Genomic DNA, 26,425 nt, shown 5'->3' with positions numbered 1-26,425 from the left:
AGTTCCGTTCAGTTCAGCCAATTGAGCAGTGGCTGCCATTGCGCGATATCCCGCGCGTAGCGATGTCGCGGCAGGTCGAACAGCGTGAGCCCGCGCGGCTGCAGTTGTACATAGAGCTGGGTGTCACGAATGCAGGTCACCAGCGGCAATTGCTCCGGGGCGACAAACTCGGCGAAGCGCTGCGCCGCTTGCGTGCGCGGATTGAAGCGCATGCCGACCACGGCGACCTTCACCTTGTCCTTGCGTACCTCGCGCGTCGCCACCAGCGTGGCGAAAAATTCGGCGAGCGCCCAGGTATCGAAGCTCGCCGGCTGTGCCGGCACCACCACGTGGCTGGCCACGCCCAGCGCCGCTTCCAGCTTCTTGCCGTGCAGGCCGGCCGGGCTGTCGAGCACCGCCACGGTCGTGCCCTTGGGCGGCCGCGCCGGCTCGCCGGGTGCGAGATCCCAGCCGAGGATGGCCGGGTAGCGCTCGGGCCGCAGGCCCAGCCAGTGCCGCGACGTGTGCTGCCGATCGAGGTCGCCCAGCATCACCGTCTCGCCTTCCCACGCGTAGTGGGCGGCCAGCTGGGTCGCCAGCGTCGATTTGCCGCTACCACCCTTGGGGTTGGCGATCAGGATGGTCTTCATGCCTCAGGGGCCGCCTTGTGCGGACGGCGCTTGGCGTCGTCGGTGTGCAGTTTCTGCATCGCACCGCCCAGATCGCCGCCAAGCAATTGCGGCACGATCAGGTGGGCACGATTCAGCGTGTCATCGATGGCATCCTGCTCCTCGACGCGCGGCGGCTTGAGTACGAAGCTTGCCACTTGCGCGCGATCACCCGGATGGCCGATACCGATGCGCAAGCGCCAGTAGTTCGGCGTCGACAGATGTGCCTGGATATCCTTGAGGCCGTTGTGCCCGCCGGTGCCGCCACCCTGCTTGAGCTTGATCTGGCCAGGCAGGATGTCGAGCTCGTCGTGCGCAACCAGGATCTCGTGCGGCAGGATGCGGTAGAACTGCGCCATCGACACCACCGAGAGCCCGCTGCGGTTCATGAAGGTTTGTGGCTGCAGCAACCAGACCTCGTGGCCATGCAGCCGCGCACGACCAATCAGGCCGTGGAACTTGTTGTCGTGCCGCAGCGTGGTGCCGCCGTCGCGCGCCAGTTGATCCACCCACCAGAAGCCGGCGTTGTGACGAGTGGCGGCGTATTCGGCACCGGGATTGCCGAGACCGACGATGAGCTTGATGGCGTTCTGGGACATGAAATGGCGGGGCAAGCCCGCAGGTTGTGAGGGGGCGAGCCGTGCATTGTAACCGTCGCGGAATAAAAAATGGCTAGACTTCCTTAAGCAATCCGTGTAGCGTGGTCGGCAGCAGTCGCATCAAAGCATGTATTCGAGCAGTTCCCAGCCCGTCTTCGGATGGCGCGTCGCAAGTACTCCCGGCTACGTTTCTTGATCGTTTGCGAGATCAGGGCAAGCGCCCGCTTTAATCAATTGTTTTAAGAAGGAACGTAGCAATGGCTACCGGTACCGTTAAGTGGTTCAATGACTCCAAGGGCTTCGGCTTCATCACTCCGGATGATGGCGGTCAAGACCTGTTTGCCCATTTCTCCGAAATCACGGGCAACGGCTTCAAGAGCCTGCAGGAAAACCAACGCGTTGAGTTTGAAGTAAAGCAAGGCCCGAAGGGTCTGCAAGCTTCGGCGATCCGCAAGGCCTAATCGCCCCTGCACCACGAAAAACCGCGGCTTGCCGCGGTTTTTTGTTGTCTTGCGATCGGCCCCTAGCTGCCGCGCTCGGGAAACAGCACCTCGGTGTAGCCGAGCTTGTGCAGGTCGCGGATATGGAAGGGGTAGAGCACCCCATTCAGATGGTCGCACTCATGCTGCACTACGCGGGCATGAAATCCGTCGACGGTGCGGTCGATCACCGCGCCATGCTGGTCGAAGCCCGTGTAACGCAACCGCGTATGCCGGGGCACCAGTCCGCGCAGCCCGGGCACCGACAGGCAGCCCTCCCAGCCTTCCTCAATATCATCCGACAACGGCGTCAGCACCGGGTTGACCAGCACCGTTTCCGGCACCGGCGGCGCGTCGGGGTAACGTGGATTGGTCTGGAAACCGAAGATCACCACCTGCAACCCCACACCAATCTGTGGCGCGGCAATGCCGACCCCACGGCTGGCGTGCATGGTGTCGAACAGATCGGTAACCAACGCATGCAATTCAGGCGCATCAAACGCCGTCACCGGCTGCGCCACTTCGTAGAGCCGTGGATCGCCCATTTTCAGCACGTCACGCACTGCCATACGACCTCCCTGTCACGCCATCAGCAGGCTTCATGATGCCCGATTCCGCCGCCGGAGCGCGAAACGCCTGCGCAGCCTTGCCGTGCTTCGTTACAATCGGGGCATCCAAGAGCGGGGGCGTCATGAAGCAACGTATTGTTTTCGTGGAAGACGATGGCGAGCTCGCCGAGCTGATCGGCGGATTCCTGAAGAGCTTCGAGTTCGAAGTCGAGCACCTGCCCGACGGCAGCACGGTGATCGAACGCGTGCGGCAGAACCCGCCGGACCTCGTCCTGCTCGACGTGATGCTGCCCGGCAAGGATGGCCTGACGCTGTGCCGCGAACTGCGCACCTTCTACAGCGAACCCATCGTCATCCTCACCTCGCTCAACAGCGACATGAACCAGATCCTGGGCTTCGAGATCGGCGCGACCGACTACGTGGTCAAGACTACGCCCCCCGCCGTGCTGCTCGCGCGCATCCGCGCCCATCTGCGCCAGACCCATACCAGCACCACCGCACCCGCGGGGCCAGCGCCCAGCGGCGATCGGCAGGCGCTGAATTTCGGCAAGCTGCAAATCGACGCGCGCAACCGCACCGCGACTTACGATCGCGAACCGCTACACCTGTCGACTGGCGATTTCGACCTGTTGTGGGAGCTGGCGCGCCACGCCGGCGAAATCCTGTCGCGTGACCACCTGCTGAAGACGCTGCGTGGCATCGAGTACGACGGCATGGACCGCAGCATCGACGTGGCCATTTCGCGGCTGCGCAAGAAACTCGACGACGATCCGAACGAGCCACGCAAGATCAAGACCATACGCCACAAGGGCTATCTGTTCGCCACCGACATCTGGTGGCAGGAGTGAGCGCGCGTGCGCTCATGCGTCGTCGAGCGCAGCGGCATCCGGGCACGCTAGGCTGAATCATGCGCAAGCTGTTCCTACGCTTCTACCTCACCGTCGTCGTCTGCTTCCTGGCGTCCGGCCTCTTGGTCGGCGTGTTCTACAAACAGATGCTGGAGCGCATCAACCGGCAGTACCTGAACGATGTGTTCCAGAGCACCATCATCATCGTCGAGAACGAGCTTGGCGCCTTGCCGCAATCGCTGTGGCACGACGAGATCACCCGCTTGCGCAACAAGCTGCCGGTGCCAGTGAACATCGAGGCCGTCGACGCCTACAAGCTGGGGCCGGCATTGCTGCAGAGCCTGATGAATGGCGAAACGCTGTACCTGCCGGCGCGCAACATCTACATCCACCGCATTCCCGATACCCAGCTCGCGATCGAGCTCGGCCCGGTGGCCTATCTCGCGCGGCTGGACAGCGTGTCCTGGCCCGATGTGATCGGGCTGATCCTGATGAGCGCGGCACTCGGCATTCCCACCTGGCTGTGGCTGCGCCCGTTCTGGCGCGATCTGCTGGCGCTGACCCGGCAAAGCCGCGCACTCGGCCGCGGTGATTTTTCCGCACGTACCGAACTCGAGGAATCGTCTCCGCTGGAGCCGCTATCGGGCACCATGAACCGCATGGCGCAGGATATCGAAGAGCTCAGCAGCGGCCGCCAGGCGATGATCGACGCGATCTCGCACGATGTGCGCACCCCACTGGCGCGGCTGCGCTACCGGCTCGAAGCGGTGAAGGCCGGCGCACCGGTCGACAGCTTCATTGCCGGTGCGGAGCGCGACCTCGTGCATATGGATCAGCTGGTCGAGGAATGGCTGACATTGCGCACGCTGGAGCGCCCGGAAATGCAGCCCGAGGCTCAACCGTTCGAAGCGCTGCCGTGGCTCGTTCGCCAGTTGGACGAATTCGCCGTCACGGGCGATGCCGTGGAGTTCATCAACGCCAGCGGCAGCGACGAGCCGTGGCTGTGGGCCGACCGCTATTACCTGGGGCGCGCGCTGGGCAATCTCGTCAACAACGCGCGGCGCTATGGCGGTGGCCGGGTGCGGGTCACGTTCGCCTGGCACGATGGGCAGGCCGCGCTGCACGTCGATGACGACGGCCCGGGCATACCGGAAAACACCCGCGAGCGGCTGATCAAACCGTTCGAGCGACTGGAAGGCAGCCGTAACCGTAGCACCGGCGGGCACGGCCTCGGGCTCGCAATCACCAGCATGATCATGCAAGGCCACGGCGGCAGCCTCACTATCGGCGACAGCGAACTGGGCGGTGCCCGCATGAGCCTAACCTGGCCCAGCCCACTGACCGCTGAGGAATAAGCGGCAAACCCACCCAAAGCGGGCTGCCCCGGCCGTGAGCGAGCCCCGCTGACGCTGCACCACTTCCCCGTTACAATGGCTTGATTCTTTGAGCACTTCATCCGGCAGCACATCATGGATATCCAGCAATACATGCAAGACGTCGGCCGCCGCGCCCGCGCCGCCAGCCGCGCAATGGCCAAGGCCGACACTGCCGCCAAGAACAAGGCGCTGAATGCCATCGCCGACGCCATCGTGCGCGATGCCGCGCTGCTGACAGCCGCCAACGAGCAGGACATGACGCAGGCGCGCGCCGACGGACTGGAGCCGGCGCTACTCGACCGGCTGCAGCTCACCGACAAGACCATCGCCACCATGGCCGAAGGCCTGCGGCAGATCGCCAGCCTGCCTGACCCGATCGGCAACATGGGCGACTTCAAATACCAGCCGACCGGCATCCAGGTCGGCAAGATGCGCGTGCCGCTGGGCGTGATCGGCATCATCTACGAGGCGCGCCCGAACGTGACCGCCGATGCCGCCGGCCTGTGCATCAAGTCCGGCAACGCCACCATCCTGCGCGGCGGCCGCGAGGCCTTCCACTGCAACCAGGCCATCGCCCGACTGGTGAAGGAAGGCCTGGCCGCAGCCGGCCTGCCCGAAGCCGCAGTGCAGATCATCGAAACCCCGGACCGCGCCGCCGTGGGCGAGCTGATCACCATGACCGAGTTCGTCGACGTGATCGTGCCGCGCGGCGGCAAGGGCCTGATCGAGCGCATCAGCCGTGATGCCCGCGTGCCGGTCATCAAGCACCTGGACGGCATCTGCCACGTCTACATCGACGACGAAGCCGATCCGGACAAGGCCATCCGCATCGCCGACAATGCCAAGACCCACCGCTACGCGCCGTGCAACACCATGGAAACGCTGCTGGTGAACGAGAACATCGCCGACGTGATCCTGCCGCCGCTCGCCGCGATCTACCGCGAGAAGGGTGTCGAGCTGCGCGGCTGCGCCGCCACCCGCGACATTCTGCCCGACGCGATCCCGGCCACCGAGGAAGACTGGCGCACCGAATACCTGGCGCCGATTCTGGCGATCAAGGTGGTCGCCGACCTCGACGCGGCGATCGACCATATCAACACCTATGGGAGCCACCACACCGACGCCATCGTCAGCGAGAACTACACCAAGGCGCGGCGCTTCCTGCGCGAAGTAGACAGCGCCAGCGTGATGGTCAACGCGTCGACCCGCTTTGCCGACGGCTTCGAGTACGGCCTGGGCGCCGAGATCGGCATCTCCACCGACAAGATCCACGCCAGAGGGCCCGTGGGGCTGGAAGGCCTGACCAGCGAAAAGTGGATCGTGCTCGGCGACGGGCATATCCGCAGCTGAGGTCGTTGGTGAGCCACTGGAACCATCGCGTTGTACGCTGTGATGGCGAACTGCGGATATTCGATGTGTACTACGACGACCTTGGTCGTCCGGTAGCTCGATCGGTGACGCCGACCTGGCTCTCCGGTGAATCGCTGGATGAGCTTTATGCCCAGCTGCAGTTGATTGAGGAAGCGCTGGGCAGACCCATTCTCAACGATAGTGAGATTGGAAGGGCGGCACCCACCCTAGCGCCACACGACTGATCTCTCGACTTAGAGGCCCGCCACGGCGGGCCTTTGACATTGGAGCCGAAATGCCTCCCCCCCCTGCAGGCGCTGCGCGCCGAACTCGACGACATCGACGGCCAATGGCTGGCACTACTCGCTCGCCGCTTTGCCGTAACCGCCGAAGTAGGCCAACTGAAGAAAACGCAGAACTTGCCCGCTCGCGATCCCGAGCGCGAAGCCCAACAGCGTGCGCGCTTTGCAGCGCTGGCCAGCGAATCGGGCATCGATCCCGTATTCGCCCAGCGCCTACTGCAGCTATTGCTTGACGAAGTGGTGGCCCGACATCAGCGGGTTTGAGATGAACGCGCGCGGTGCCCACGGCAGCGTCACGTTCAACCCAACCCATTACGGTCATCTGCGCTGGCGCGCAGCCTACGCGACACCTTTCAGCCTCTTCTGTGTTCCCGCCGACTCAGGCAGGCCACGTGCTGACCAGGCCTACCGTCGCCAGCATCAAGCTGGCCACCACCTGAGCTCCTGAGCGCGGCCACAAGACTACTTCCCCGACCTAGTCCTGTCGGGCCCGCTTATCTGTTTGCTGTAGCTTGCCCAGTTCCTCGACGACGAAGCCCACAGCCTCGGCTTTGGCGAGTGCACCATCCAGGCGCGCATTGGAAAGCAGATCCTCGACTTGAGCGCGCAGGTTACGACAGTCGACGGGCTCTGCCTGCGGGTTGATCTTCTTGGTTCCTGCGCGCAGACGCGAGAGGAGCTGGCGCTCCTCCTGGGTTTTGTAACGGGCACGGTGCTGACGCTTGCGCAGCGCCTCTGCGGCCTCAGGCGTACGAGTCACATCCAGCGTGAGCCGTGCAATCACCTTGCCATCGAGTGGCACCTGGGCCAGCGGCTTGCCGAGGATGGCCTCGGCCACGGCAAGCGACGAAAGCGCGTCAAGGTCGGCGGTGGGCAGCTCAATCGCGCAGCCGCCAGCAGCGCCAATGTGAGCGCCGGCGCGATCGCCCAACGATGCGTTCTTGAGCCGAGCGGGCAAGGCCTCAACCGCGGCGCGCTGCGCCGCCGCATCCTCATCGGCGGCATGCAGTGCTTGGCTCGAAGCCTCGAAGGCTTCAAAGTCGATGTCATCCTCCGCCCGTGCCATGCCCGCCAACGGGGCAGTGGCGCATAGCAGGAAAACAATCGCTAGCTTGCTCATAGGGTTGGTTTCTCCTGTTCCGCCAATCACGTGGTAGTGGCACGATGCAGCAGACCCGCTCGCAGCGGGCGCCCGCTTGGCTTTTTATCATGAAAGCAAGATGCTGAGCACTGAGCCCCAGGGGCTGTCATTCCAGAGAACACCTTGCAAAACTCAACTGAAATGTCTGCATGTTTAGGCGTCTACGGCGGCACCTTCAACCCCATACACTACGGCCATCTGGCGCTGGCGCGCTGTCTGCGCGACACCTTCGCGCTGCCTGAGGTACGGTTGATCCCCACCGGCGAGCCGCCACACCGCGCCACGCCCCAAGTCTCGGCCGCGCAGCGCTACAGCTGGGTGCGCGATGCGTTGATCGGCGAGGTGGGCCTCGTTGCCGACGACATCGAGCTGCGCCGCACCGGCTACAGCTACACCATCGACACGCTAACCGAACTGCAGCAGGCGCACCCTGAAGCACTGCTGGTCTGGCTGATCGGTGCGGATTCCTTGGCGCAGCTTCATACTTGGCGTGACTGGCAGCGCTTGCTGGAGCTGGGCCACCTCGTCGTGGCGGCCCGTTCAGAGCATGATTTTGCCGATTTATCGCCCCAAATCGCCGCAGAATTCGCCGGGCGGCGGGTAGAAGCCAAGCCTAGCGAGCTGACAAAAGGTAAACTGTCGGTTTTGCCCAGCCCGCTATTGCCGTTTTCCTCGACCGATCTGCGCGCACACCTCGCGCGCGGCGAGGACATCTCGGCGCTAAGCCCGGTCGCGCAGGCGATCATGGACAGCGGGCGCTACCGGAATCACGCATGAACGAATATACCGCCCAATTGCGCGACGTCGCCGTCGCCGCCCTGGAAGACATCAAGGCCAAGTACATCGAGATCCTCGATACCGAGGAGCTCACCGACCTGTTCGAATGCATGGTCGTGGCTTCCGGTGATTCCAATCGCCAGGTGCGCGCGCTCGCCAACAACGTGGCCGTCGAGCTCAAGGCCAAGGGCTTCGAAGTGCTCTCGACCGAAGGCGAGGAAAGTGGTGAGTGGGTACTGGTCGATGCCGGCACCCTGGTAGTGCACGTGATGTTGCCCGCCGTACGCGACTACTACGATCTGGAACAGCTGTGGGGCGGCCAGAAGCCGACCTTCAACCCCACCGGCCGGCCGTGGTCCGCAGTCTGAGCGGTATCACGCATTCCATAACGATATAACCAGCCCGTCTTTAGTCCGCACCTGCGTTGCGGTAGATTTGGCTGCTACCCCGTACCCCGCCGTGGCCACGCTTGTGGCCGCCGGCCGTTGAGATCTGCACTGCCCATGAACACCATCAGCGAAGCGCGCCTCACCCACCTCAAGCAGCTGGAAGCCGAATCCATCCACATCATCCGCGAGGTTGCGGCCGAGTTCGACAACCCGGTGATGCTGTACTCGATCGGCAAGGATTCGGCCGTGATGCTGCATCTGGCCAAGAAAGCCTTTGCCCCCGGCAAGCCGCCGTTCCCGCTGATGCACGTGGATACCACCTGGAAATTCCAGGAGATGTACAAGCTGCGCGACAAGCAGAAGGCCGAGGGCTGGAACCTCATCACCCACGTGAACGAGGAAGGCGTGAAGGCTGGCATCAACCCGTTCACCGCCGGTAGTGCCAAGCACACCGACGTGATGAAGACCGAAGGGCTGAAGCAGGCGCTGAACAAGTACGGCTTCGATGCCGCGTTCGGCGGCGCGCGCCGCGACGAGGAAAAGAGCCGTGCCAAGGAGCGCGTGTACTCGTTCCGCGACAAGAATCACCGCTGGGATCCGAAGAACCAGCGCCCGGAGTTGTGGAACATCTACAACTCGAAGATCGACAAGGGCGAGAGCATCCGCGTGTTCCCGCTGTCGAACTGGACCGAGCTCGACATCTGGCAGTACATCTTCCTCGAAAGCATCGAGATTGTGCCGCTGTACTTCGCCGCCGAACGCGAAGTGGTCAGCTATAACGGCGCGCTGGTGATGATCGACGACGAGCGCATCCTGCAATACCTCACCGCCGAGCAGAAGGCTTCCATCCGCAAGGAGTGGGTGCGCTTCCGTACGCTGGGCTGCTACCCGCTCACTGGTGCGGTCGAATCCCGCGCCCAGACGCTGCCGGACATCATCCAGGAAATGCTACTGGCCACGACCAGTGAGCGCCAGGGCCGCGTGATCGATCACGATTCGTCCGGCTCGATGGAAAAGAAAAAGATGGAAGGCTACTTCTGAGCCTTGATTGATTGCGGCGGCGGCTTGCCCGCGCCGCGCCTGCCGGCCGCGACCGGCCGCCCCGAATTCTGGATGCACTGACCACCATGTCCCACCAATCCGACCTGATCGCCGACGATATCCTGGCTTACCTCAAGCAGCACGAGAACAAGGATCTGCTGCGCTTCATCACCTGCGGCAATGTCGACGACGGCAAATCAACGCTGATCGGCCGCCTGCTGCACGATTCCAAGCTGATCTTCGAAGACCAGTTGGCCGCGATCCAGAAGGACAGCCAGAAGTACAACACCACCGAGGACGAAATCGATCTGGCGCTGCTGGTCGACGGCCTGCAGGCCGAACGCGAGCAGGGCATCACCATCGACGTCGCCTATCGCTACTTCAGCACCGACAAGCGCAAGTTCATCATCGCCGACTGCCCGGGCCACGAGCAGTACACCCGTAACATGGCCACCGGCGCGTCGACCTGCGACCTGGCGGTGATCCTGATCGATGCCCGCTACGGCGTGCAGACCCAGACCCGCCGCCACAGCTACATCGTCAGCCTGCTGGGTATCCAGCACGTTGTCGTCGCCGTGAACAAGATGGATCTGGTCGATTTCTCCGAAGAACGCTTCAACGAGATCAAGGCCGCCTACCTGGACTTCGCCGGTTCGTTGAACATTCCGGATATCCGCTTCGTGCCGATCTCGGCGCTGAAGGGCGATAACGTCGTCAACGCCTCGGCCAAGACGCCGTGGTACGACGGCGGCACGCTGATGCGGCTGTTGGAAACCGTCGAAATCGGCCGGCGCGCACAGCTCGACGCCTTCCGCCTGCCGGTGCAGTACGTGAACCGCCCCAACCTCGATTTCCGCGGTTTCTGTGGCACCGTCGCCGCCGGCCAGATCGCCCCCGGCGAAGAAATCGTCGCCCTGCCATCCGGCAAGCGCTCCAAGGTTGTCGCCATCGTCACCTACGAAGGCGAACAAGCCACGGCCTTCGCCGGCCAGGCCATTACGCTGACGCTGGAAGACGAGATCGACATCAGCCGCGGCGACCTGATCGTACGCGCCGAGGACCCTCAGCCCAGCGTGGCCCAGGCGTTCGACGCGCATGTGGTGTGGATGAACGAAGCACCGCTGCAGGTCGGCAAGGAATATGCGTTCAAGCTCGCCGGTAAGAGCGTGTTCGGCCGCATCAGCCAGATCGCCCACCGCATCGACGTGAACACCATGGCGCAAACCGAGGCCAGCCAGCTCGGCCTCAATGAAATTGCCCTCGTCACCGTTGAAGTCAACGCCCCTGTGGTGTTCGACCCCTACACCCAGTGCCGCGGCACCGGCAGCTTCATCGTGATCGATAGGCTGAGCAACGCGACGGCAGGGGCGGGGATGATCACTGCTCTAACAGCTACAGCACATCTAAGCGCTTTGAAGGACGACGATCCGATGTCGCTACGTCAGCTTGAACGTGAACTCAATTCGGTTATACGTCAATATTTCCCAGACTGGGAATTTCAACTAAAGAGAAAACAGCACTCATAAAAAACGCCCCTCTTTGGGGCGTTTTTTATGAAATTTATCTTGCGTATAATTTGATCGTATTTAACTGATTTTTAACTACAAATTAAGGCTTGGCACTTACCTATCAACCGTATCAAAATTATGCTTGACGCACCTTCGCCAAGAATGCGGACTCCAATGAAACAAATGGCTTAATGCTAATTAGTAAACCCTGCCTCTCATTGAGCCACCCAAGGAAATTAATCAACTCATCTTGGGGCACAGTCATTTCATAAAGGCCTGCTCGCAGCTCCACCCCATCGGGGGTTAAATTCTCCAGAGAATGGTACCTTACGCTAAATAGCGGTGCCGCTACATCCATCAATAATGAATTAGGATTTTTGGCAATTTCTAGCACTCCATCCTGAATAAATCCAAACTTATCTGCTAGTTCTTCGACGTCATACAGTACATGCGAGGTTAGCAGCATCGACCCTCCAGATTGCTTGTAATCTCGCAGTATCTGAATAACATCCTTGCGCCCGACAGGATCAAGCCCCGAGAGGGGCTCATCTAGCACAAGCAATTTCGGGGAAACAATTAGCGCATGCGCAAGCGCAACGCGTTGAACTGTGCCCTTTGAAAGGGTACGTAACCGCTTCGACGCAACAGCCTCAAGAGAAAGTCGCTCCAACCACAAATTACGCAATCGAGCATGGCTTGCCTTGTCTACTTTATGAATCTCTAATGCTGTTTTTAGCAACTCATTTGGCGTAAACTGCTCATAAAGTGACGGGCTTTCTGGAACATAAGACACATGCCGCCTTGCATTACTGTCTTCAGCTGAATTTCCATAGATGCGGACGTCCCCTGTATAGCCGCCAAGCATTCCCAAAGCAATCTTTATGGTCGTCGATTTCCCCGCTCCATTGGGGCCGACAAGTCCAAAGATCTCCCCCTCGTGGATATCGAATGTAATATCACTAAGCGCCTCCACAGACTTGGCACGCACTTTGAACGTCTTACTAACCTTATTGAACGACAGTGCGGGGAACATTATTAGAAACTCATTGAGAATATTGCGGTGTTTTCAGCTGAAATTTTCCGTTCAGGAACTCATACCCGACTCCTGTAGGATCCGAAGGAAAACTCGATACAATCCCAGCAAATATAAGTTGCTCGGGGCTCGTCAAACCACTCTTGAATTTCTGCTCATATTGTTTCTGCGCATCCCGTAAAAACAACAATCCTTCAATACGGGCAACTCGTTTTTCCAACATTTTACGCAACGCAGGGTCTCGAGATTTTTCCACTTCTTTCTTTAACATAGAAAGTGCATCAGCTTCACTCCTCGCAGACTCGACAATAGACATAATCGCCAACCTCTTAAAGACCGATTTATTGCCTATCGATCGGTTCGCTGCCTGCCTGAAAGCTTTGGACGCCCCAATGGAATCATCAAAGAAATAAAGCCTATTAAAGCCCAAAAAGAAGGGAGGGAATTCGTCCCAAAACCTACACTTCGTTGCGCGCGTCAAGATTGTATTTGCATCAGCCGCACCACCTTCCCACGCCAGCAAAGCATTAGCTTGGTAATAACTATCCTCGTGGCACGGATTCATTTCAGAAACGAGTTTGTAGGCTCTTAACCTGAAACGTGCATCCACACCAGCAGCGGCCATATCGCCGCTCCATGTCGAAGATACACGCATCAATTCAAGATTGGCTGCAAGAAAAGGATCCCCGCCGTTCAGCAATATTTGCAGCACGGGAGAAAGGACCACGCGCTCTAGCACGATATTCTCGGCCTTGTGGGGCTGCTGGCGCTTCTCTAAGATGGAAGTAAATACGAATATAAAAAAGCATCCCAAGGCAAGCAGCAAAGGAGTGTATTTCGCCATCCGACTCAAATCAAATCCTTTCTATCTACGATAAAAATCGCAATGCTGAGCAGCATCAGTGCATAGAAAAGAACGGACAATGAAGACAACCACCAGTTCTCTGGTACAAAAGTCATACTGGCGTACAGAGAGGCCGCTCGGATATCAATGGCACTCAAATCAGGAAGAAGAAAGCCAATTGTCTCAAGACCCACTTGATAGTGCCCAGGCTGCTCAACGAGAGTTCGATCCATTTCGATTAATGACAACATCGCAGAAAAGGAACGAGCAACTACAAATAAACCTACGGTACTTAACAGTACAAAGGCCTGTGAACGCGCGACGCACGCAAACAACGTAGCAAGTGCAAGCACAAAAAAAGCTTCTAAGGCGATCAAGCACCACGTCCAGACATAGGGCAACCCTAAGTCCACGACGCGCGCTTGTTCGTAACTCTGGCTGACGAATATGGTTGCGATGACCAAGCTTAACGCCATTGCAAGACATGAACCGATCAAGAGGGTGTAAGCCGCTGCGAAACGCGCCAGCACAAACCGTCGCCGCGAAATGGGGTAAGAAAGCGTAATCAACGAATACTTACGCTCAAACTCTTTAGCGAAGAGCTCCTGAGCAAAAACAATTCCCAGCAAAAGAATGGCGAAGTGTGCAAATGATAAACCAACATCCAACGCAACTGTTGCAGGCTGTCGGCCGCTGAACTCTCCCGCAAGCCATGCCGCGCCTGCCAAGCCCAAACAAAATCCTGCGAGGATTTTGAGAAAGCCAATCCGAATACACAAACGCAATCCCACCGTATATTCTGGGACACCCATCATGCACTTTACTCTTTTACTGTCTTGAAATTAACACACAACCAACTCAATTTCGCTCAGCCGCGCGCAATATAACCATTGCATTTCTTGCATCAGCCTGCGCTGTGGTGTCATTGGTGCGTGCACGATATTCACTGAACTGCGGGATCGCAATTGCCGCCAAAATGCCAATTATAGCAACAACAATCATCAGCTCGATCAACGTAAATCCTCTCTGGGCACAGAGCTGCATATTGCCTCCATCGGATGTCGTGACATAAGCTAAAGAATTTAAAAAGGCGTTGCGCCTGCCGGCAACAACGCCTTTGTCAGCAAACTTACTGCGCAGTCAAAACAGAGTCCGCTGTTGCTGCAGAGCAAGCGCCGCCAAGGTCATAAACACCCAGCACACCACCCTGATTATTAGAGCGATACCCGCGATAGTTGCTGATAGTCACTGTGGCACCATTTGTGGTGCAACCCGGCGCATTCCAAGTCACCCCACCAGCGCCGTCGTCGGCGCTTGCGCAGACTACTGGAAGCGGCTTCCGGCTACCGCCGGAATGGCAGGTCGCCACACGCATGTTGCTAGTAGTGTCATCGCACGAATAAGCAGCGCTGACATTCTTCGAGAAATTCAAAGTGACCGGCTCGCCCAGCACTGGGCATGCCACAACAGTGATTTGGCCACCAGCTGGAATTGCAGTCGCTCCTGCGAAAGAAGCAGCCATGCCAATGACACCCGCGAATACATATGCAATTTTGTTCATTTCAATTATCTCCAAAAGGGAATTACTTTTGAGCCGCAGTCATTACAGTCATGGCATTCTTTGCATCAGCTTGCGCAGTAGTGTCGTTAGTCCGCGCGCGGTATTCGTTGAACTGTGGGATGGCAATGGCAGCCAGAATACCGATGATGGCGACTACGATCATCAGTTCGATCAGGGTGAAACCCTTTTGCATCTTTTTCATCTCAGAGCGCTCCTGTAGCGTTGTCTACTCCCCGGGGGGCGTGGTGGATCATAAGCAAGTGCTGTGCCACCTCCAAAAGCCCCCTGCCACCGGTGGGATAGGGGAGATAAACGGCAAAACCCGTCGGGTAGAGCAAGGCTGATCGCTTGGAACGTGTCCGGGTTTGCCCTATAATCGCGCCTTCCGCCGTTGTAGCTCAGTCGGTAGAGCAACTGATTCGTAATCAGTAGGTCGTGTGTTCGATTCACATCAACGGCACCAGGAACACCGCAAAGCCCGCCTCTGGCGGGCTTTTGCTTGGGCTGGGGGCACGCATACACCGGATGTCCCCGACGGTCGGAACCGTCCTGCCAGGACGAATCACGCGAGGCGCCCCTCGCCAGTCCGGCCAGAGTGACGATTTTCGTCACATCGCTTACAAAAATGGGCCGCTCGGCGCCGTAGACGCCGTTTATTGAAAGCTTTATGCCTCCACCATCACCGTCCAGAACCGCCAAAACCGCTGCGCCAGGCTCACGCACCGGGCTGGCGCGCGCGTTGTCCAAGCTGGGCGTCTGTTCGCGCACCCAGGCAGAGGCGCTGGTGCGGGCCGGGCGGGTTGCGGTGAATGGCAAGCTGATACGCGATCCGATCGCCTGGGTCGATCTGGCGCAGGATCGCTTCGCTGTCGACGGTGAGGCCGTCGCGGCGCAGCGCTTTGTCTATCTGATGTTGAACAAGCCGCGCGGATTGGTGACCACGGCGCAGGACGACCGGGGGCGTGACACGGTCTATCAGTGCCTCGCAGGGGCGGATCTGCCGTGGATAGGTCCGGTCGGTCGGCTCGACAAGGCGAGCGAGGGACTGCTTCTCTTCAGCAACGACACCGGCTGGGCGGCGCGGCTGACCGACCCGGCGAGCCACGTGCCCAAGACCTATCACGTGCAGATCGACCGGCCCGCAGACGACGCCTTGCTGACCCGGTTGCGCGGCGAAGTCATGGTCGATGGCGAGCGGCTCGCCGCCCGCGCGGTCCAGTTGCTGCGTATGGGCGAGAAGAACAGCTGGCTGGAGATCGTGCTCGATGAAGGACGCAATCGCCACATCCGGCGCCTGCTGGCCGCGCACGAAATCGCCACGCTCAGACTGGTCCGCGTCGCCATCGGCGCGCTGCGCCTGGGCGAGTTGGACAAGGGGCAATGGCGCATGCTCGCGCTGGAAGAGGTTCAAGCGCTAGTCGGCAAAAGCGCCAGCCGATGAAACTGGCATCCGGTCGTGGGTTCCCGGCGGCTTGAATGAAGGACGGCTTAGGCCGCCTTTGTGTACGCCATGCAGTTCCGCGACTACAGGCTACTGCCCACATCCGGCGTCCAGCTTGGGGTAAACCTCAACGCCATTTGCCACGCCGGGAACACCGCTGCGGCAGAGTAAGCGCCTCGCCATTGATTGCCCCTGCGGCCCGGCAACGGCGCATCGACCCCGTCCAACGCAATGCAGCGCGCATCACGCCAGCAAACCCAGTCCGTGCCGCCCCAGCAAGGTCGCGGTTTCATGGAGCGGCAGCCCCACCACGCCGGTGAAGCTGCCTTCCAGCCGCGCCACAAACAGACCGCCGCGCCCCTGTATGCCGTAGGCCCCCGCCTTGTCCATCGGCTCGCCGCTGGCGACATAGGTGGCAATCTGCGCCTCGGTCAGCGCGGCAAACTGCACCTGGCTTTCCGATAAAACCGTGTCGATCTGATTTCCCACGGCCAGGCCCAATGCGGTCAGCACACTATGCGTACTGCCGGAAAGCGCAGTCAGCATTTGCCTTGCCTCCCCGGCATGGGCCGGTTTGCCCAGAATCCGGCCATCCAGTACCACGGTCGTATCGGCGGCCAGCACCGGCAGCACCGGCAAGCCTTGGTGCAGCATGGCGGCGCGACCTGCCTCTGCCTTGGCGCGGGCCAGGCGCAGTACATAGGCATGCGGGTCTTCGCCGGCCTGCGGGGTTTCGTCGATTTCGCAGACGATGCGTTCAAACTGCACGCCGATTTGTCCAAGCAACTCGCGGCGGCGCGGGCTGGCGGAGGCGAGATAGAGATCCATGCGATATTCCTGAAATCAGTAGGGCGATATGCGCCGCGGCTCGGGCGAACTGGACGATGACGACGTGCTGCGGCTTGCACCAAGCGCATCCATCCCGGCCTTCACTCCCGGTGGTAGGGATGGTTGTGCAGGATGGAATAGGCACGGTAGAGCTGCTCGGCCAGCAGCACACGCACCATGCCGTGCGGCAAGGTCATGGCCGAGAGCTGCAGCAGCTGGTCGGCACGCTGCTTCACGCCGGGGGCTAGCCCGTCGGTGCCGCCGATGATGAACACGGTATCGCGACCATCGGCGTGCCAGGCCTTCATCGCCTCGGCGAGTTTCATCGTGGTCCAGTTGGCGCCGCGCTCGTCGAGCGCCAGTACGCGCGCGCCCTGCGGCACGACAGCGAGGATGCGCTCGGCCTCTTCTGCCATCACCTGCTGCGGCGTCTTGCTGCCGGCGCGCTTGTCCGGCTTGAGCTCGATCAGCGTAAGCGCGAACTCGCGCGGCAGCCGTTTCTGGTATTCGGCAAAGCCGTCCACGATCCAGTCCGGCATCTTGTGGCCGACGGCGATGATGATAAGCTTCACAGCCCTTTCCCGATGCGCGTAGCGCCCAAAGCATGGACTCTAGCACGCCGCATTCCGCCACCGAACCAGCCAACCCCGGCGCGCAGAAAGCGCAGCCGCTGGCCGCGCAGGATCCGGCAAAAGTCGACATCCTCATCCGCCATCCGGATTTCCTGCTCTGCCACAAGCCTGCCGGGATGAGTTTTCATCGCGAAGCCGGCACGCCCGGTTTCATGGATGCGGTGCGCGAGCTGGCCGATGGCGAACTCAACCCGGTGCACCGGCTCGATCGCATCACCTCTGGCCTGGTGCTGGTTGCGCGCGGGGCAGATGCCGCACGGCAGTTCGGTGCGCTGTTCGAGTCGCGCGCCATCGCCAAGTACTATGTGGCGCTGTCCGATCGCAAGCCGGCCAGGAAACAGGGCACCACCGCCGGCGGCATGGCACCGGGGCGCGGTGGCAACTGGCGGCTTACCCGCGAAGCCGACCAGCACGCGGTGACGCAGTTCTTCAGCTATGGCCTGGGGCAAGGGCTACGACTCTATCTGCTGCGCCCGCTCACCGGTCGCACGCACCAGCTGCGCGTGGCAATGAAAAGCCTCGGCGCGCCCATCCTGGGCGACGCGCGCTACGGTGGCGCACCCGCGGATCGCGGCTATCTGCATGCCTGGCAACTGGCGTTCGACTGGCAAGGGCAACGCCACGCCTATGCGCTTGCGCCGCAGCAGGGCGAGCAATTCGCAAGCGCAACGACGTTGCTGACGCAAATCTCGCCCGAAGCGCTTCACTGGCCCAGTCGTCCGGAAACGCCACGAGGCTGACATTCGGCGCTTGAACCGCTTTCGTCCATCTGCAAGCATGCATCGGGCATGGGCATAAAAATGCACACATGCCACACCACAACAACGATGGATGGAAGAGATCATGAAAAACCCAGGCTTGCGCAAGCTCGCCGGGGCGTGCGCGCTGTTGTTCGGCACGCTCGGCCCGGTCGTATTACCTGCCGCCATGGCTCACGCCTATACGGCGTGGCAGGAAGGCACCAGCTACTCCGCCGGCAGCAAGGTCACGTTCAACGCACGTGACTACGAAGCACTGGTCAGTCACACCGCTTACGTCGGCGCCAACTGGAATCCGGCCGCCACGCCCACACTGTGGCGAGATCTGGGCCCCACCGCCGGCAGCACGCCGAGCCCGACGCCGACCGGCTGCACCAGCGCCTATGCCGCCTGGTCTGCCAGTGCCAGCTACTCCAGCGGTGCCTGCGTCTATACGGTGCTCAACCCCAACACCAGTTGCCCCAGCCGTTCCAACTACCTTGCAGTGCAGCCGGTGCCCGCCGGAACGGCCCTGAGCAATCGCAGCTATTGGGCCCCGCAACCGGCGCCCGCCGTGTGCTGGACCGTCACGCCCACGCCAGTGACGCCGCAGCCATCGCCCTTGACGCCCAGCCCCACGCCGACACCACCCGGAACAGCCGTGGCGCCCGCCTGGTCGGCTAGTCAGGTTTACACCAGCGGGCTACGTGTGTGCCATCTGGGTGAACTGTACGAAGCCAAATGGTGGGTGCAGGGCGAGGTGCCAGATCTCAAGAATCCATGGGGGCCGTGGCGCCATATCGGACCTTGCACCACCGGGCCGATCAGTACTGCGACACCTACGCCTACGCGGGTCGTCACGCCAACCTTGTACTTGCCGCTACCGACACCGCTACCTACCCCAGTGGCAACACCGCTGCCAACGCCGCTGCCACCGATCTCCGCCGCGCCGATTGAATGGGCGTTCAACGCCATGGGCATGACCGTGGCCGACATCGCCTTCACCATCAAGGAAGCCGACACCGCCTTCGTGCCCACCTATTGGGCGCTGCAGGGCCCAGGTAACCGACTGTTCCCGCTCAGTGATCCGGTCGTACAGCGCGCGGGCGAGGTGGGCGCCTATTACTACGGTGGGATCGCCGTGGCGAGCGAGCTGCAGAACTCGGCCCCCGGCGGCTATCGCGTACTGGTCTGCCGCGACAGCCAGCCCGATGCGCCGTGCTATGCCAGCAACGAGCGCGGCTTTATCGGCATGCTCACACCAACACCCGTGCCGCCGGACTACACCCCGCCGCCGGCGCCGACCGTGCCGCAACCGCTACCCGCCGGCCCGGACCGCGCCATCAGCTGGACGCTGTCGGGCAGCATGGGCGACGCCAATCTGGCCAAGATCAACTGGAGCGTGGATGCGCAGGTGCTGGGCCTGGCACCGACCAGCTGGCACCTGGAACTGGTGGATAACGGTAGCGCCGTGTACTCCAGCACCCGGTTGTGGGTACAGGACGACATCCTCAACAACCGCAGCAGCTACGGCGGTTACGGCTCGACAAACTTGCCCAGCGGCATCTACCGGCTCAAGGTGTGCAACGCCAACTATGCGCAATGCGTGGTCAGCGAGAGCCAGCTGGGTTTCTTCGGCGGCGTGACGCCGACCCCGGCGCGGGTAACAGTGAATCCGGTTCCGGTGCGCAACAACCCCTTGCCGTGCCCGCCACAAACGCAGCCATCACGCTGGCAGGCCAATCAGGCGTATTCAGTCAATACGGTGGTGTTTCCACGAACCGGCAGCTTTTTCGTCACTCCCTTGCCGCAGTGGACCTCGACTGCATATGGCTTGTTCGGCGCTAAACAGGCACACCTTTCCAGTCCGGACAATGAGCCTGTTCTGAATGCCAACGGAACGGTGACGCTCGATCCAGCACTCTGGGAAGTCGTCGCCGGCCCATTGGCGTCTTGCCCGCAGCTGCCAACGCCTACACAGTTCATACCCACCCAGACGCCGACGCAATTCAAGCCGACCCAGATGCCCCCAGTGGCCAGCAGTGCCCGCCAGCAACAAGCCACGCGCACAGCCGGCGTATCAAGCGCGGCCTACCGCTATCAACCGGCACGCCCACCATTGGCGCCTGGCCGGGGATAGTCCCCAGGATCCGGCGGCAGGCAGCATCGCCGCCGGCGTATGTACGGCGCCCTCACAGGCGCCGTTTTCATTGGCAGCGGCAAACATCAACCGATCGTCAACGACAAACGGTATGAATAGGCCCTATTGCCTGACCTGAACAAGACCAGCCCCGCGATTTTGCTTGCATGGGCGCGCATAGCTTCGTTACCGCGCGCGCCCATCATCGTCGCGACTTTGTAGTGCCCGTTTTTTTCTTACAACGCTGCGTTATGATAATCCCGCGCGCGGCATATCCCGCACGGAAGCCGCGCATTAAAACCATATAAAAGAAGGATGGAGCGATGAACACCCTGCGCATGCGCAAGCTTGCCGGGGCGTGCCTGATTGCATTCGGCACGCTCGGCCCGGTCGTACTGCCCGCCTCACTGGCCCACGCCTATGTCGCGTGGCAGGAAGGCACCACTTACGCCGCCGGTACCAAGGTCACGTACAACGGCATCGATTACGAGGCGCTGGTCACCCATACCGCCTACGTCGGCGCCAACTGGAACCCGGCGGCCACGCCGACGTTGTGGAAGTCGCTCGGCACCAGCACCGGTACGCCGCCGACTGCCACTCCTGTCCCGGCTACGCCAACCCCGGCCACCGCCACCCCGACACCACGCCCCGCGACGCCAACCCCGGTTGCAGCGACACCGACTCCTGTCGTTGCCACGCCGACCCCGGCGACCACTGCCTGCTACCCGACCTGGGTGGCCGGCACCGTCTACACCGGCGGCCAGCGCGTGACCTATAACGGCCGCAACTACGAAGCCCAGTGGTGGACCAACAACGACAACCCGGCGCAATCGGGCGCATGGGGCGTCTGGAAGGACATCGGCGCCTGCGGCGGCACTCCAGCCACACCAACACCGGTGACCGCAACGCCGACCCCCAAGCCCGCCACGCCGACGCCGGTCGTGAATACCCCGACGCCGACGCCGGTAACGGCCACGCCGACTCCCAAGCCCACCGTGTCGCCGACTCCGGCGGTGCCGACGCCGACCCCCGGCCCGGTCGCCAGCTACAAGCCGCAGGTGACCTTCATCGCCGCCCCGGCCGGCTACCCGACCGACGCACAATTCACCGCTGCCGAGAACGCGCTGGCGTCGCAGGCCGGTACCGATGCGGCCGCGATCGCGCGGATCCGCGCTGCGCTGGCCGTGTTGCCGGACAGCGAAGTCAACGCCGTCGTGCCGGGCCGCGCCGCCAATCCGGCCAACGTCAAGCGCATTGAAGCCGTGATGAACGAGGCCAGGTTCGACTCGCTCTTCCCGGTGCGCAACGTCGCCTACACCTATACCAACTTCCTGCGCGGCGTCGCCAAGTTCCCGGCGTACTGCACGACCTACAGCGACGGTCGCGATTCGGATGCCATCTGCCGCAAGCTTCTGGCGACGTCGTTCGCCCACTTTGTCCAGGAAACCGGTGCCAACTGGCCGGCGCTGACCCCGGCCACCGCCCGCACCTACCCGGCGCAGAACAACCCGGTACTGGCAACGATGGATCAGAACGCCGCGATTCCGTCGTACAAGCAGGGTCTGTGGTATCTGCGCGAATCGGGCATGACCGAAGGCTCGGCGAGCGGCGCGTATCAGGACTGCTTCCGCGGTGCCGGCAGCTCGATCTTCTCGATCTTCTACCCGTGCGCGCAGAACGCCTCGGGTCAGTTCATCGACTACTTCGGCCGCGGTTCCAAGCAGCTGTCGTGGAACTACAACTACGGTCAGTTCAGCAAGTCGCTGTACGGCGATGCCAACGTGCTGCTGGATAACCCGGGCCGCGTCGCCGATACCTGGCTGAACTTCGCCTCGGCCATCTGGTTCGCCGTCTACCCGCAATCGCCCAAGCCGCCGATGACCTGGGTCGTTGATGGCACCTGGGTGCCGAACGCGGTCGATCAGGCCAACAACATGAGCCCGGGCTTCGGCGCCACCGTGCACATCATCAACGGCGGCATCGAGTGCGGCGGCGGCTCCGAGAAGCAGCAAGTGCTGAACCGCATCGCCGCGTATCGCGAGTTCGCCCGCGAGATGGGCGTGACCATCCCGGCGAGTGAACAGCTCGGTTGCGCGTCGATGAAGGGCTTCCAGCCGGGCTCGGCCGCTGCCACCAAGGCGTATCTGGATAAGAACTGGGGCTACAACGCCAACAATCCGGGCGGCGTATCGTGGGCTTGCCAGCTGGTCGACTACCAAATGCCGTTCAGCCTCGCCAACACCGGTGACTACAAGCAGTGCGTCGACTACATGTTCCGCGGCCAGGTGAAGTTCAATGGCCAGGTCGTGATCGACAATACCAAGTAAGCGGAGCCTGGCTCCAACTCGACGGCGCCCCACGGGGCGCCGTTTTTATTCGGGGCGACACATTCAACGGCGCAGCAGCTGGTTGCGCTGATGCAGCACCAGCCCGACCAGGATCAGCCCGGTTCCGGCCAGCACCCGCGCGGAGACGGCTTCGGCGTTGAGCACATGGCCCAGCCATAGCGCTGCCGCCGGCGACACCAGCGACAGCACCGCCACCTGCCCTGGGCGACACTCGCGGATCAGCCAGTAATAGACACCGAAGCCCAATACCGAGCCGATCAGCGCCAGGTAACCGATCGCAGCGAGCGCACGGGCATCGATCGGGCTTACCGGCAGGGGCGTACCGTGGACCAGCCAGGCGATGCCGCTTACCACGGCGCAGACCGCCAGCGCGCCGGCGTTCACCACGAAGGGATCGAGTTCGGTCGCTTCGGCCTTGAGCCGGACCGCCACCGCCGATTGCAGCGCCACGGCCAACAGCAAGACAGCGAGGCCGGGCAGGCCGGCGGCATCAAGGTGCAGGTGCTCGGAAAACAGCGTGGCGAGCCCCGCCACGCCCAGCGCGATGCCGACGAGTTCATGGCGGTCCAGCCGCTCGGCCAGCCACCAGTGGGCAAACAGCGCGGTGGTGAGCGGAATCAGTCCGAACACCACGGCGACGACGCCGGAGGCGATGTATTGCGAAGCCCAGTAGCTGCACAACATCGATACGCTGGTGCCGAGCCCGCTGAACAGCCACACCCGGCTCAATCGCCGCGACCAGCGCCATGGCCGGCGCGCCAGACCCAGCAGCGCGAAGGCGGCCAGCGCGGCAACTGCGAAGCGCGACAGCAGCGCAAGCGGATAGGGCACGCCAGCGACGCTCCAGTTGATGGCGAGCGCCGTGGTCGACCAGACCAGCACCAGGAAGACGGCGGCGAGGGTTTGTAACGGCATGTGACGAGGTTGACAGGCGGGGCGTAAAGAATGCCATCGGCAACCCGGCGCCGGCGGCAGTGCGCCAGTATAGCCGCAGCCGGTTGACGCCCAGCGAACGTCGCGAGCCGACCGGCCCGCATTGGGGGAACAGGGAATGCGTTATCTGATCACCATCATCGGCCTGGCCGCCGCAACGGCTCATGGACAGGGTCTCGACCCTTCCGGCAAGAAAACGCCGTCGGAGCAGATTTCGATCGGCGCCATGTCCATCGCGCTGGCACCATCGGCCGCCAGCCAGGCCGGCCACCCCGTCACCGGAACGATACTGGGCTCGGCGATGGGCTCGGCCTACATCATCACCGGCATCGCCGAAGCCGGAACCGATGCCGTGACCTTGCTGCTGGAATCGGGACAGGCCAGCGGCAAGGCCTCGGTCACCGTCGCCCGCTCGGCACTGGAACAATCGGGCCTTGCGATCGGCAAGTCAGTGCAAGCGGTCAGCGCCACCGGGGGCACACTGCTGGTGGCATCAGGCAAGGTGCTGGCCTTTATTCCAAACACGCTAGGGCAGGCGCTGCTGCACGAGGCACGGCTTGCTGGAGCCACGCCATGAAGCTCGCACTGCTGATGGCCGGGCTCGTCGCCACCGGGGTGGCCCAGGCCGGGCAAAGTTGCGAGGAGCGCCCGCTCACGGTGACCGAGGTCCAAACCGGCCTCGCGCTGGCGCAAGCGGTGGCGGAAAAGCTCGACACCCTCGATGGCGACGTGGCCGTGCTGGCGCGCGTCGGCACCGACCTGTCGAAATACGGCCTGTTCTACTCGCACGCCGGCCTCGTCTGGCGCGAAACACCCGGCGCGCCATGGCGGGTGGTGCATCTGCTGAACGAATGTGGCACCGCGCGCTCGGACCTGTGGCAGCATGGCCTCGCCAACTTCTTTCTCGATGCCGTCCACGCGCCGCAGGCCGCCATCCTGGTGCCGCCGCCAGCCATTGCAGCGGCGCTCAAGGCCCGGCTGCAGGATCCTGCCGCGCTGCGCGCGCTGCACCAGCCGGCCTACAGCGTGGTCGCCTACCCGTATACACAGCGCTACCAGAACTCCAACCAGTGGCTGCTGGAAACGGTGGCCACCGTGCAATCGCGCGAGCTCAGCCTCGACAGCCGCGAGGCAGCGCAGAGCTGGCTCAGGTTGGCCGGCTACCAGCCGACCGAGCTCAAGCTCACCACGCTCACCCGGCTGGGCGGGCGCGTGTTCAAAGCCAATGTGGCGTTCGACGATCACCCGAACGAGTTGCGGTTCTCCGACCGCATCCGCACGGTGACCGTCGAATCGCTGGCGCGGTTCTGGACGCGACCGGCACAGGGTTGGCACGAAACCACGGTGCGGGTGGACAAAGCGGGCTGATCCGGTTGGGCAGCTCTTGCGTCAGCTGCTTATGATGAATGCTGCATCGCACGGAGACCCGCCTTGCCCGCCACCCCCAAGCCCGCCGACGAAGACCGCCGACTTGCCATCCTGAAGCAGCTCGAGCTGCTGGACAGCCCGCCCGAGGAAGCGTTCGACCGCATCACCCGGCTGGCTGCGCGTACCCTGCAGGTGCCGATCGCGCTGGTCACGCTGATCGACGAGGACAGGCAGTGGTTCAAATCGTGCCACGGGCTGACCGAGCTGCAGACACCGCTCGAGGCCTCGTTCTGCGCCCATGCCATCCTCGGCCGCGAGCTGATGGAAATTCCGGATACCCGCGTGGATGCGCTGTTTCACGACAACCCGGTGGTCACCGGATCGCCTGGCGTGCGTTTCTACGCCGGCTACCCCCTCGTCTCGCTGGAAGGCGTGTGTCTGGGCACGCTGTGCGTGATCGATCGCGTACCGCGCCGACTCAGTGCAGCCGAGCGCGACACGCTGGTCGACCTCGCCGGCCTCGTCCAGAAGGAGCTGCATGCGCGCGAGGCCAGCTACATGAGCCAGGCGACGCACAGCATCCTGGAGGCCGAACGCGCCCAGCGCGAAGAACAGTTTCGCGCCACGTTCGAACAGGCCGCCGTCGGTATTGCCCACGCCCGCCCGCCCGCCACATGGCTACGTGCCAACCGGCGCATGACCGAACTGCTCGGCTATGACCTCGAGGAGCTCAAGCGCTTGAGCTTCACCGACTTCATCAGTGAAAGCGACTACCTGCGGGTGCAGGCGGAGGGCACCCGGCTGCGCTTGGGCGAGCAGGACGGTTTTAGTATCGACCTGCTGTTCCGCCTTGCCAGCGGCGCGCAGCATTGGTTCAACGTGACCCTCTCGCTCGCCCGCCCTCAGCTGGAGCAGTCCTACTTCATCGTCGTGCTCGAGGACATCCAGGACCGCAAGGTGGCGGAAGAAAAGCTCGCCCGGCTCAACACCGAGCTGGAAGCCCGGGTAGTGGAGCGCACGGGGGTGCTGAACCAGACCAACACCGCGCTGCAAGGCGCGCTGGACGAGGTAAAGCACACCCGCAACCAGCTGCGCTCGCTGACCGACAACATTCCCGGCCTGATCGCGCATGTGGGGCCGGACATGGTCTATCGCTTCAACAATGCCACCTACGGCGACTGGTTCGGCATGCGCTACCTGCACCTGGCCGGCCGCCATATGCGCGAGATCTGGGGCGAACGCGAATACTTCGATCACTATGAGGAGCAGGTGCTCACCGGTCATCGTGTCCAGTTCGAGACGCTGCGCGACGGCCGCCATATCGAGATCAGCCTGGTCCCGGTGCCAGCGATGGCCGGCGACGGCTACTACGTGCTCGGCTACGACATCACCGCGCTCAAGACCGCACAGGCGAAGATGGAACGCATGGCGCAGGAGGATACGCTGACCGGTCTGCCCAACCGGCGCGCGATCATGAAGCGCATTGCCGAGGCTTTTGCCCGCCAGCAGCGCCACGGCAAGCCGCTGGTACTGA

30 protein-coding genes and 1 tRNA gene are annotated in these 26,425 nt (G+C 62.2%); 18 read left to right on the top strand and 13 right to left on the bottom strand.

Features of this window, described 5'->3' with window-relative positions:
• Positions 1–8 precede the first annotated feature (8 nt).
• Positions 9–629 (bottom strand): ParA family protein, encoded by a 621-nt coding sequence (locus tag NLI84_RS04185; protein ID WP_255988383.1) that lies wholly within the window; start codon positions 627–629, stop codon positions 9–11.
• Positions 626–1,246: an aminoacyl-tRNA hydrolase gene (gene pth / locus NLI84_RS04180; RefSeq protein ID WP_255988382.1), complete on the bottom strand. Its 621-nt coding sequence runs from the start codon at positions 1,244–1,246 to the stop codon at positions 626–628. The genes NLI84_RS04185 and pth overlap by 4 nt, the downstream gene beginning before the upstream one ends.
• A 257-nt stretch (positions 1,247–1,503) precedes the next feature.
• Between pth and NLI84_RS04175 the strand changes: the two genes are divergently transcribed.
• A complete protein-coding gene (locus NLI84_RS04175) occupies positions 1,504–1,707 on the top strand; it encodes a cold-shock protein (protein ID WP_255988381.1) in 204 nt (67 codons plus the stop codon).
• Between the two features lie 62 nt (positions 1,708–1,769).
• On the opposite strand, the gene def is transcribed toward NLI84_RS04175, so the two are convergent.
• Entirely contained in the window at positions 1,770–2,294 is a 525-nt protein-coding gene (def, locus tag NLI84_RS04170) for a peptide deformylase (RefSeq protein WP_255988380.1), read from the bottom strand.
• Between the two features lie 122 nt (positions 2,295–2,416).
• Here def and rstA point away from each other — a divergent pair, with 122 nt between their 5' ends.
• The 5 genes from rstA to NLI84_RS04145 all read left to right on the top strand — a co-directional run bounded on the left by rstA (position 2,417) and on the right by NLI84_RS04145 (position 6,434).
• Positions 2,417–3,142 (top strand): two-component system response regulator RstA, encoded by a 726-nt coding sequence (gene rstA / locus NLI84_RS04165; RefSeq protein ID WP_255988379.1) that lies wholly within the window; start codon positions 2,417–2,419, stop codon positions 3,140–3,142.
• Positions 3,143–3,201: 59 nt separating this feature from the next.
• Positions 3,202–4,497: an ATP-binding protein gene (locus NLI84_RS04160; RefSeq protein ID WP_255988378.1), complete on the top strand. Its 1,296-nt coding sequence runs from the start codon at positions 3,202–3,204 to the stop codon at positions 4,495–4,497.
• 114 nt (positions 4,498–4,611) lie between these two features.
• Positions 4,612–5,868 carry a glutamate-5-semialdehyde dehydrogenase gene (locus NLI84_RS04155; protein ID WP_255988372.1) on the top strand — a complete coding sequence of 419 codons (1,257 nt, stop codon included), beginning with the start codon at positions 4,612–4,614 and terminating at the stop codon, positions 5,866–5,868.
• 8 nt (positions 5,869–5,876) lie between these two features.
• Positions 5,877–6,113: a hypothetical protein gene (locus NLI84_RS04150; RefSeq protein WP_255988371.1), complete on the top strand. Its 237-nt coding sequence runs from the start codon at positions 5,877–5,879 to the stop codon at positions 6,111–6,113.
• A gap of 39 nt (positions 6,114–6,152) precedes the next feature.
• The gene (locus NLI84_RS04145; RefSeq protein ID WP_255988370.1) at positions 6,153–6,434 is read left to right on the top strand and encodes a chorismate mutase; all 282 of its coding nucleotides are present in this window, start codon (positions 6,153–6,155) and stop codon (positions 6,432–6,434) included.
• A gap of 211 nt (positions 6,435–6,645) precedes the next feature.
• On the opposite strand, the gene NLI84_RS04140 is transcribed toward NLI84_RS04145, so the two are convergent.
• On the bottom strand, positions 6,646–7,290 hold the full coding sequence (locus tag NLI84_RS04140; RefSeq protein WP_255988369.1) for a hypothetical protein: 645 nt from the start codon (positions 7,288–7,290) through the stop codon (positions 6,646–6,648).
• Between the two features lie 162 nt (positions 7,291–7,452).
• Between NLI84_RS04140 and nadD the strand changes: the two genes are divergently transcribed.
• The 4 genes from nadD to cysN all read left to right on the top strand — a co-directional run bounded on the left by nadD (position 7,453) and on the right by cysN (position 11,044).
• A complete protein-coding gene (gene nadD / locus NLI84_RS04135) occupies positions 7,453–8,088 on the top strand; it encodes a nicotinate-nucleotide adenylyltransferase (RefSeq protein WP_255988368.1) in 636 nt (211 codons plus the stop codon).
• Complete coding sequence (rsfS, locus tag NLI84_RS04130) at positions 8,085–8,456, top strand: ribosome silencing factor (protein WP_255988366.1); 372 nt, start codon at positions 8,085–8,087, stop codon at positions 8,454–8,456. The genes nadD and rsfS overlap by 4 nt, the downstream gene beginning before the upstream one ends.
• A 135-nt stretch (positions 8,457–8,591) precedes the next feature.
• Positions 8,592–9,518, top strand: a complete 927-nt coding sequence (cysD, locus tag NLI84_RS04125) for a sulfate adenylyltransferase subunit CysD (protein WP_255988365.1) — start codon at positions 8,592–8,594, stop codon at positions 9,516–9,518.
• An 86-nt stretch (positions 9,519–9,604) separates the two neighbouring features.
• The gene (cysN, locus tag NLI84_RS04120; protein WP_255988360.1) at positions 9,605–11,044 is read left to right on the top strand and encodes a sulfate adenylyltransferase subunit CysN; all 1,440 of its coding nucleotides are present in this window, start codon (positions 9,605–9,607) and stop codon (positions 11,042–11,044) included.
• A 118-nt stretch (positions 11,045–11,162) separates the two neighbouring features.
• On the opposite strand, the gene NLI84_RS04115 is transcribed toward cysN, so the two are convergent.
• The 6 genes from NLI84_RS04115 to NLI84_RS18935 form a co-directional block, all read right to left on the bottom strand.
• Complete coding sequence (locus tag NLI84_RS04115) at positions 11,163–12,059, bottom strand: ABC transporter ATP-binding protein (RefSeq protein WP_255988359.1); 897 nt, start codon at positions 12,057–12,059, stop codon at positions 11,163–11,165.
• A gap of 10 nt (positions 12,060–12,069) precedes the next feature.
• Positions 12,070–12,903: a hypothetical protein gene (locus NLI84_RS04110; protein WP_255988358.1), complete on the bottom strand. Its 834-nt coding sequence runs from the start codon at positions 12,901–12,903 to the stop codon at positions 12,070–12,072.
• Between the two features lie 5 nt (positions 12,904–12,908).
• Positions 12,909–13,718: an ABC transporter permease subunit gene (locus tag NLI84_RS04105; RefSeq protein ID WP_255988357.1), complete on the bottom strand. Its 810-nt coding sequence runs from the start codon at positions 13,716–13,718 to the stop codon at positions 12,909–12,911.
• 43 nt (positions 13,719–13,761) lie between these two features.
• Positions 13,762–13,947 carry a prepilin-type N-terminal cleavage/methylation domain-containing protein gene (locus NLI84_RS19125; protein ID WP_308445815.1) on the bottom strand — a complete coding sequence of 62 codons (186 nt, stop codon included), beginning with the start codon at positions 13,945–13,947 and terminating at the stop codon, positions 13,762–13,764.
• An 85-nt stretch (positions 13,948–14,032) separates the two neighbouring features.
• Entirely contained in the window at positions 14,033–14,464 is a 432-nt protein-coding gene (locus NLI84_RS04095) for a hypothetical protein (protein ID WP_255988356.1), read from the bottom strand.
• 22 nt (positions 14,465–14,486) lie between these two features.
• On the bottom strand, positions 14,487–14,666 hold the full coding sequence (locus tag NLI84_RS18935; RefSeq protein ID WP_284699810.1) for a type IV pilin protein: 180 nt from the start codon (positions 14,664–14,666) through the stop codon (positions 14,487–14,489).
• Between the two features lie 185 nt (positions 14,667–14,851).
• Between NLI84_RS18935 and NLI84_RS04085 the strand changes: the two genes are divergently transcribed.
• Both NLI84_RS04085 and NLI84_RS04080 read left to right on the top strand, forming a co-directional pair.
• Positions 14,852–14,927 (top strand) — tRNA-Thr (locus tag NLI84_RS04085).
• Positions 14,928–15,131: 204 nt separating this feature from the next.
• The gene (locus NLI84_RS04080; RefSeq protein ID WP_255988354.1) at positions 15,132–15,905 is read left to right on the top strand and encodes a pseudouridine synthase; all 774 of its coding nucleotides are present in this window, start codon (positions 15,132–15,134) and stop codon (positions 15,903–15,905) included.
• Positions 15,906–16,148: 243 nt separating this feature from the next.
• Here NLI84_RS04080 and NLI84_RS04075 read toward each other — a convergent pair whose 3' ends face one another.
• Both NLI84_RS04075 and rlmH read right to left on the bottom strand, forming a co-directional pair.
• A complete protein-coding gene (locus tag NLI84_RS04075) occupies positions 16,149–16,733 on the bottom strand; it encodes a Maf family protein (RefSeq protein ID WP_255988353.1) in 585 nt (194 codons plus the stop codon).
• Between the two features lie 101 nt (positions 16,734–16,834).
• Positions 16,835–17,305, bottom strand: coding sequence for a 23S rRNA (pseudouridine(1915)-N(3))-methyltransferase RlmH (gene rlmH / locus NLI84_RS04070; protein WP_255988352.1), 471 nt, complete (start codon positions 17,303–17,305; stop codon positions 16,835–16,837).
• Between the two features lie 32 nt (positions 17,306–17,337).
• Here rlmH and NLI84_RS04065 point away from each other — a divergent pair, with 32 nt between their 5' ends.
• From NLI84_RS04065 to NLI84_RS04055, 3 genes are all read left to right on the top strand, one after another.
• Entirely contained in the window at positions 17,338–18,105 is a 768-nt protein-coding gene (locus tag NLI84_RS04065; protein WP_255988351.1) for a pseudouridine synthase, read from the top strand.
• A gap of 103 nt (positions 18,106–18,208) precedes the next feature.
• Complete coding sequence (locus NLI84_RS04060) at positions 18,209–20,242, top strand: carbohydrate-binding protein (RefSeq protein WP_255988350.1); 2,034 nt, start codon at positions 18,209–18,211, stop codon at positions 20,240–20,242.
• 323 nt (positions 20,243–20,565) lie between these two features.
• Entirely contained in the window at positions 20,566–22,569 is a 2,004-nt protein-coding gene (locus NLI84_RS04055; RefSeq protein ID WP_255988349.1) for a glycoside hydrolase family 19 protein, read from the top strand.
• Between the two features lie 63 nt (positions 22,570–22,632).
• Here the strand turns inward: NLI84_RS04055 and NLI84_RS04050 are convergent, their stop codons facing one another.
• Positions 22,633–23,505 (bottom strand): DMT family transporter, encoded by an 873-nt coding sequence (locus tag NLI84_RS04050; RefSeq protein ID WP_255988347.1) that lies wholly within the window; start codon positions 23,503–23,505, stop codon positions 22,633–22,635.
• A gap of 136 nt (positions 23,506–23,641) precedes the next feature.
• Here NLI84_RS04050 and NLI84_RS04045 point away from each other — a divergent pair, with 136 nt between their 5' ends.
• The 3 genes from NLI84_RS04045 to NLI84_RS04035 form a co-directional block, all read left to right on the top strand.
• Positions 23,642–24,100, top strand: a complete 459-nt coding sequence (locus NLI84_RS04045) for a hypothetical protein (RefSeq protein WP_255988346.1) — start codon at positions 23,642–23,644, stop codon at positions 24,098–24,100.
• Entirely contained in the window at positions 24,097–24,891 is a 795-nt protein-coding gene (locus tag NLI84_RS04040; protein WP_255988345.1) for a DUF2145 domain-containing protein, read from the top strand. Before NLI84_RS04045 ends, NLI84_RS04040 begins: the two co-directional genes overlap by 4 nt.
• A gap of 63 nt (positions 24,892–24,954) precedes the next feature.
• Positions 24,955–26,425: PAS domain S-box protein (locus NLI84_RS04035; RefSeq protein WP_255988343.1), on the top strand; the 1,471-nt coding region annotated here is incomplete at its 3' end.

Origin of the sequence: Chitinolyticbacter albus, assembly GCF_024437655.1 — a bacterium.
In the GTDB taxonomy this organism is placed as follows: domain Bacteria; phylum Pseudomonadota; class Gammaproteobacteria; order Burkholderiales; family Chitinibacteraceae; genus Chitinolyticbacter; species Chitinolyticbacter albus.
Note: the sequence above shows the minus strand (reverse complement) of the source record. Positions and strands in the feature narration are given on the sequence as shown.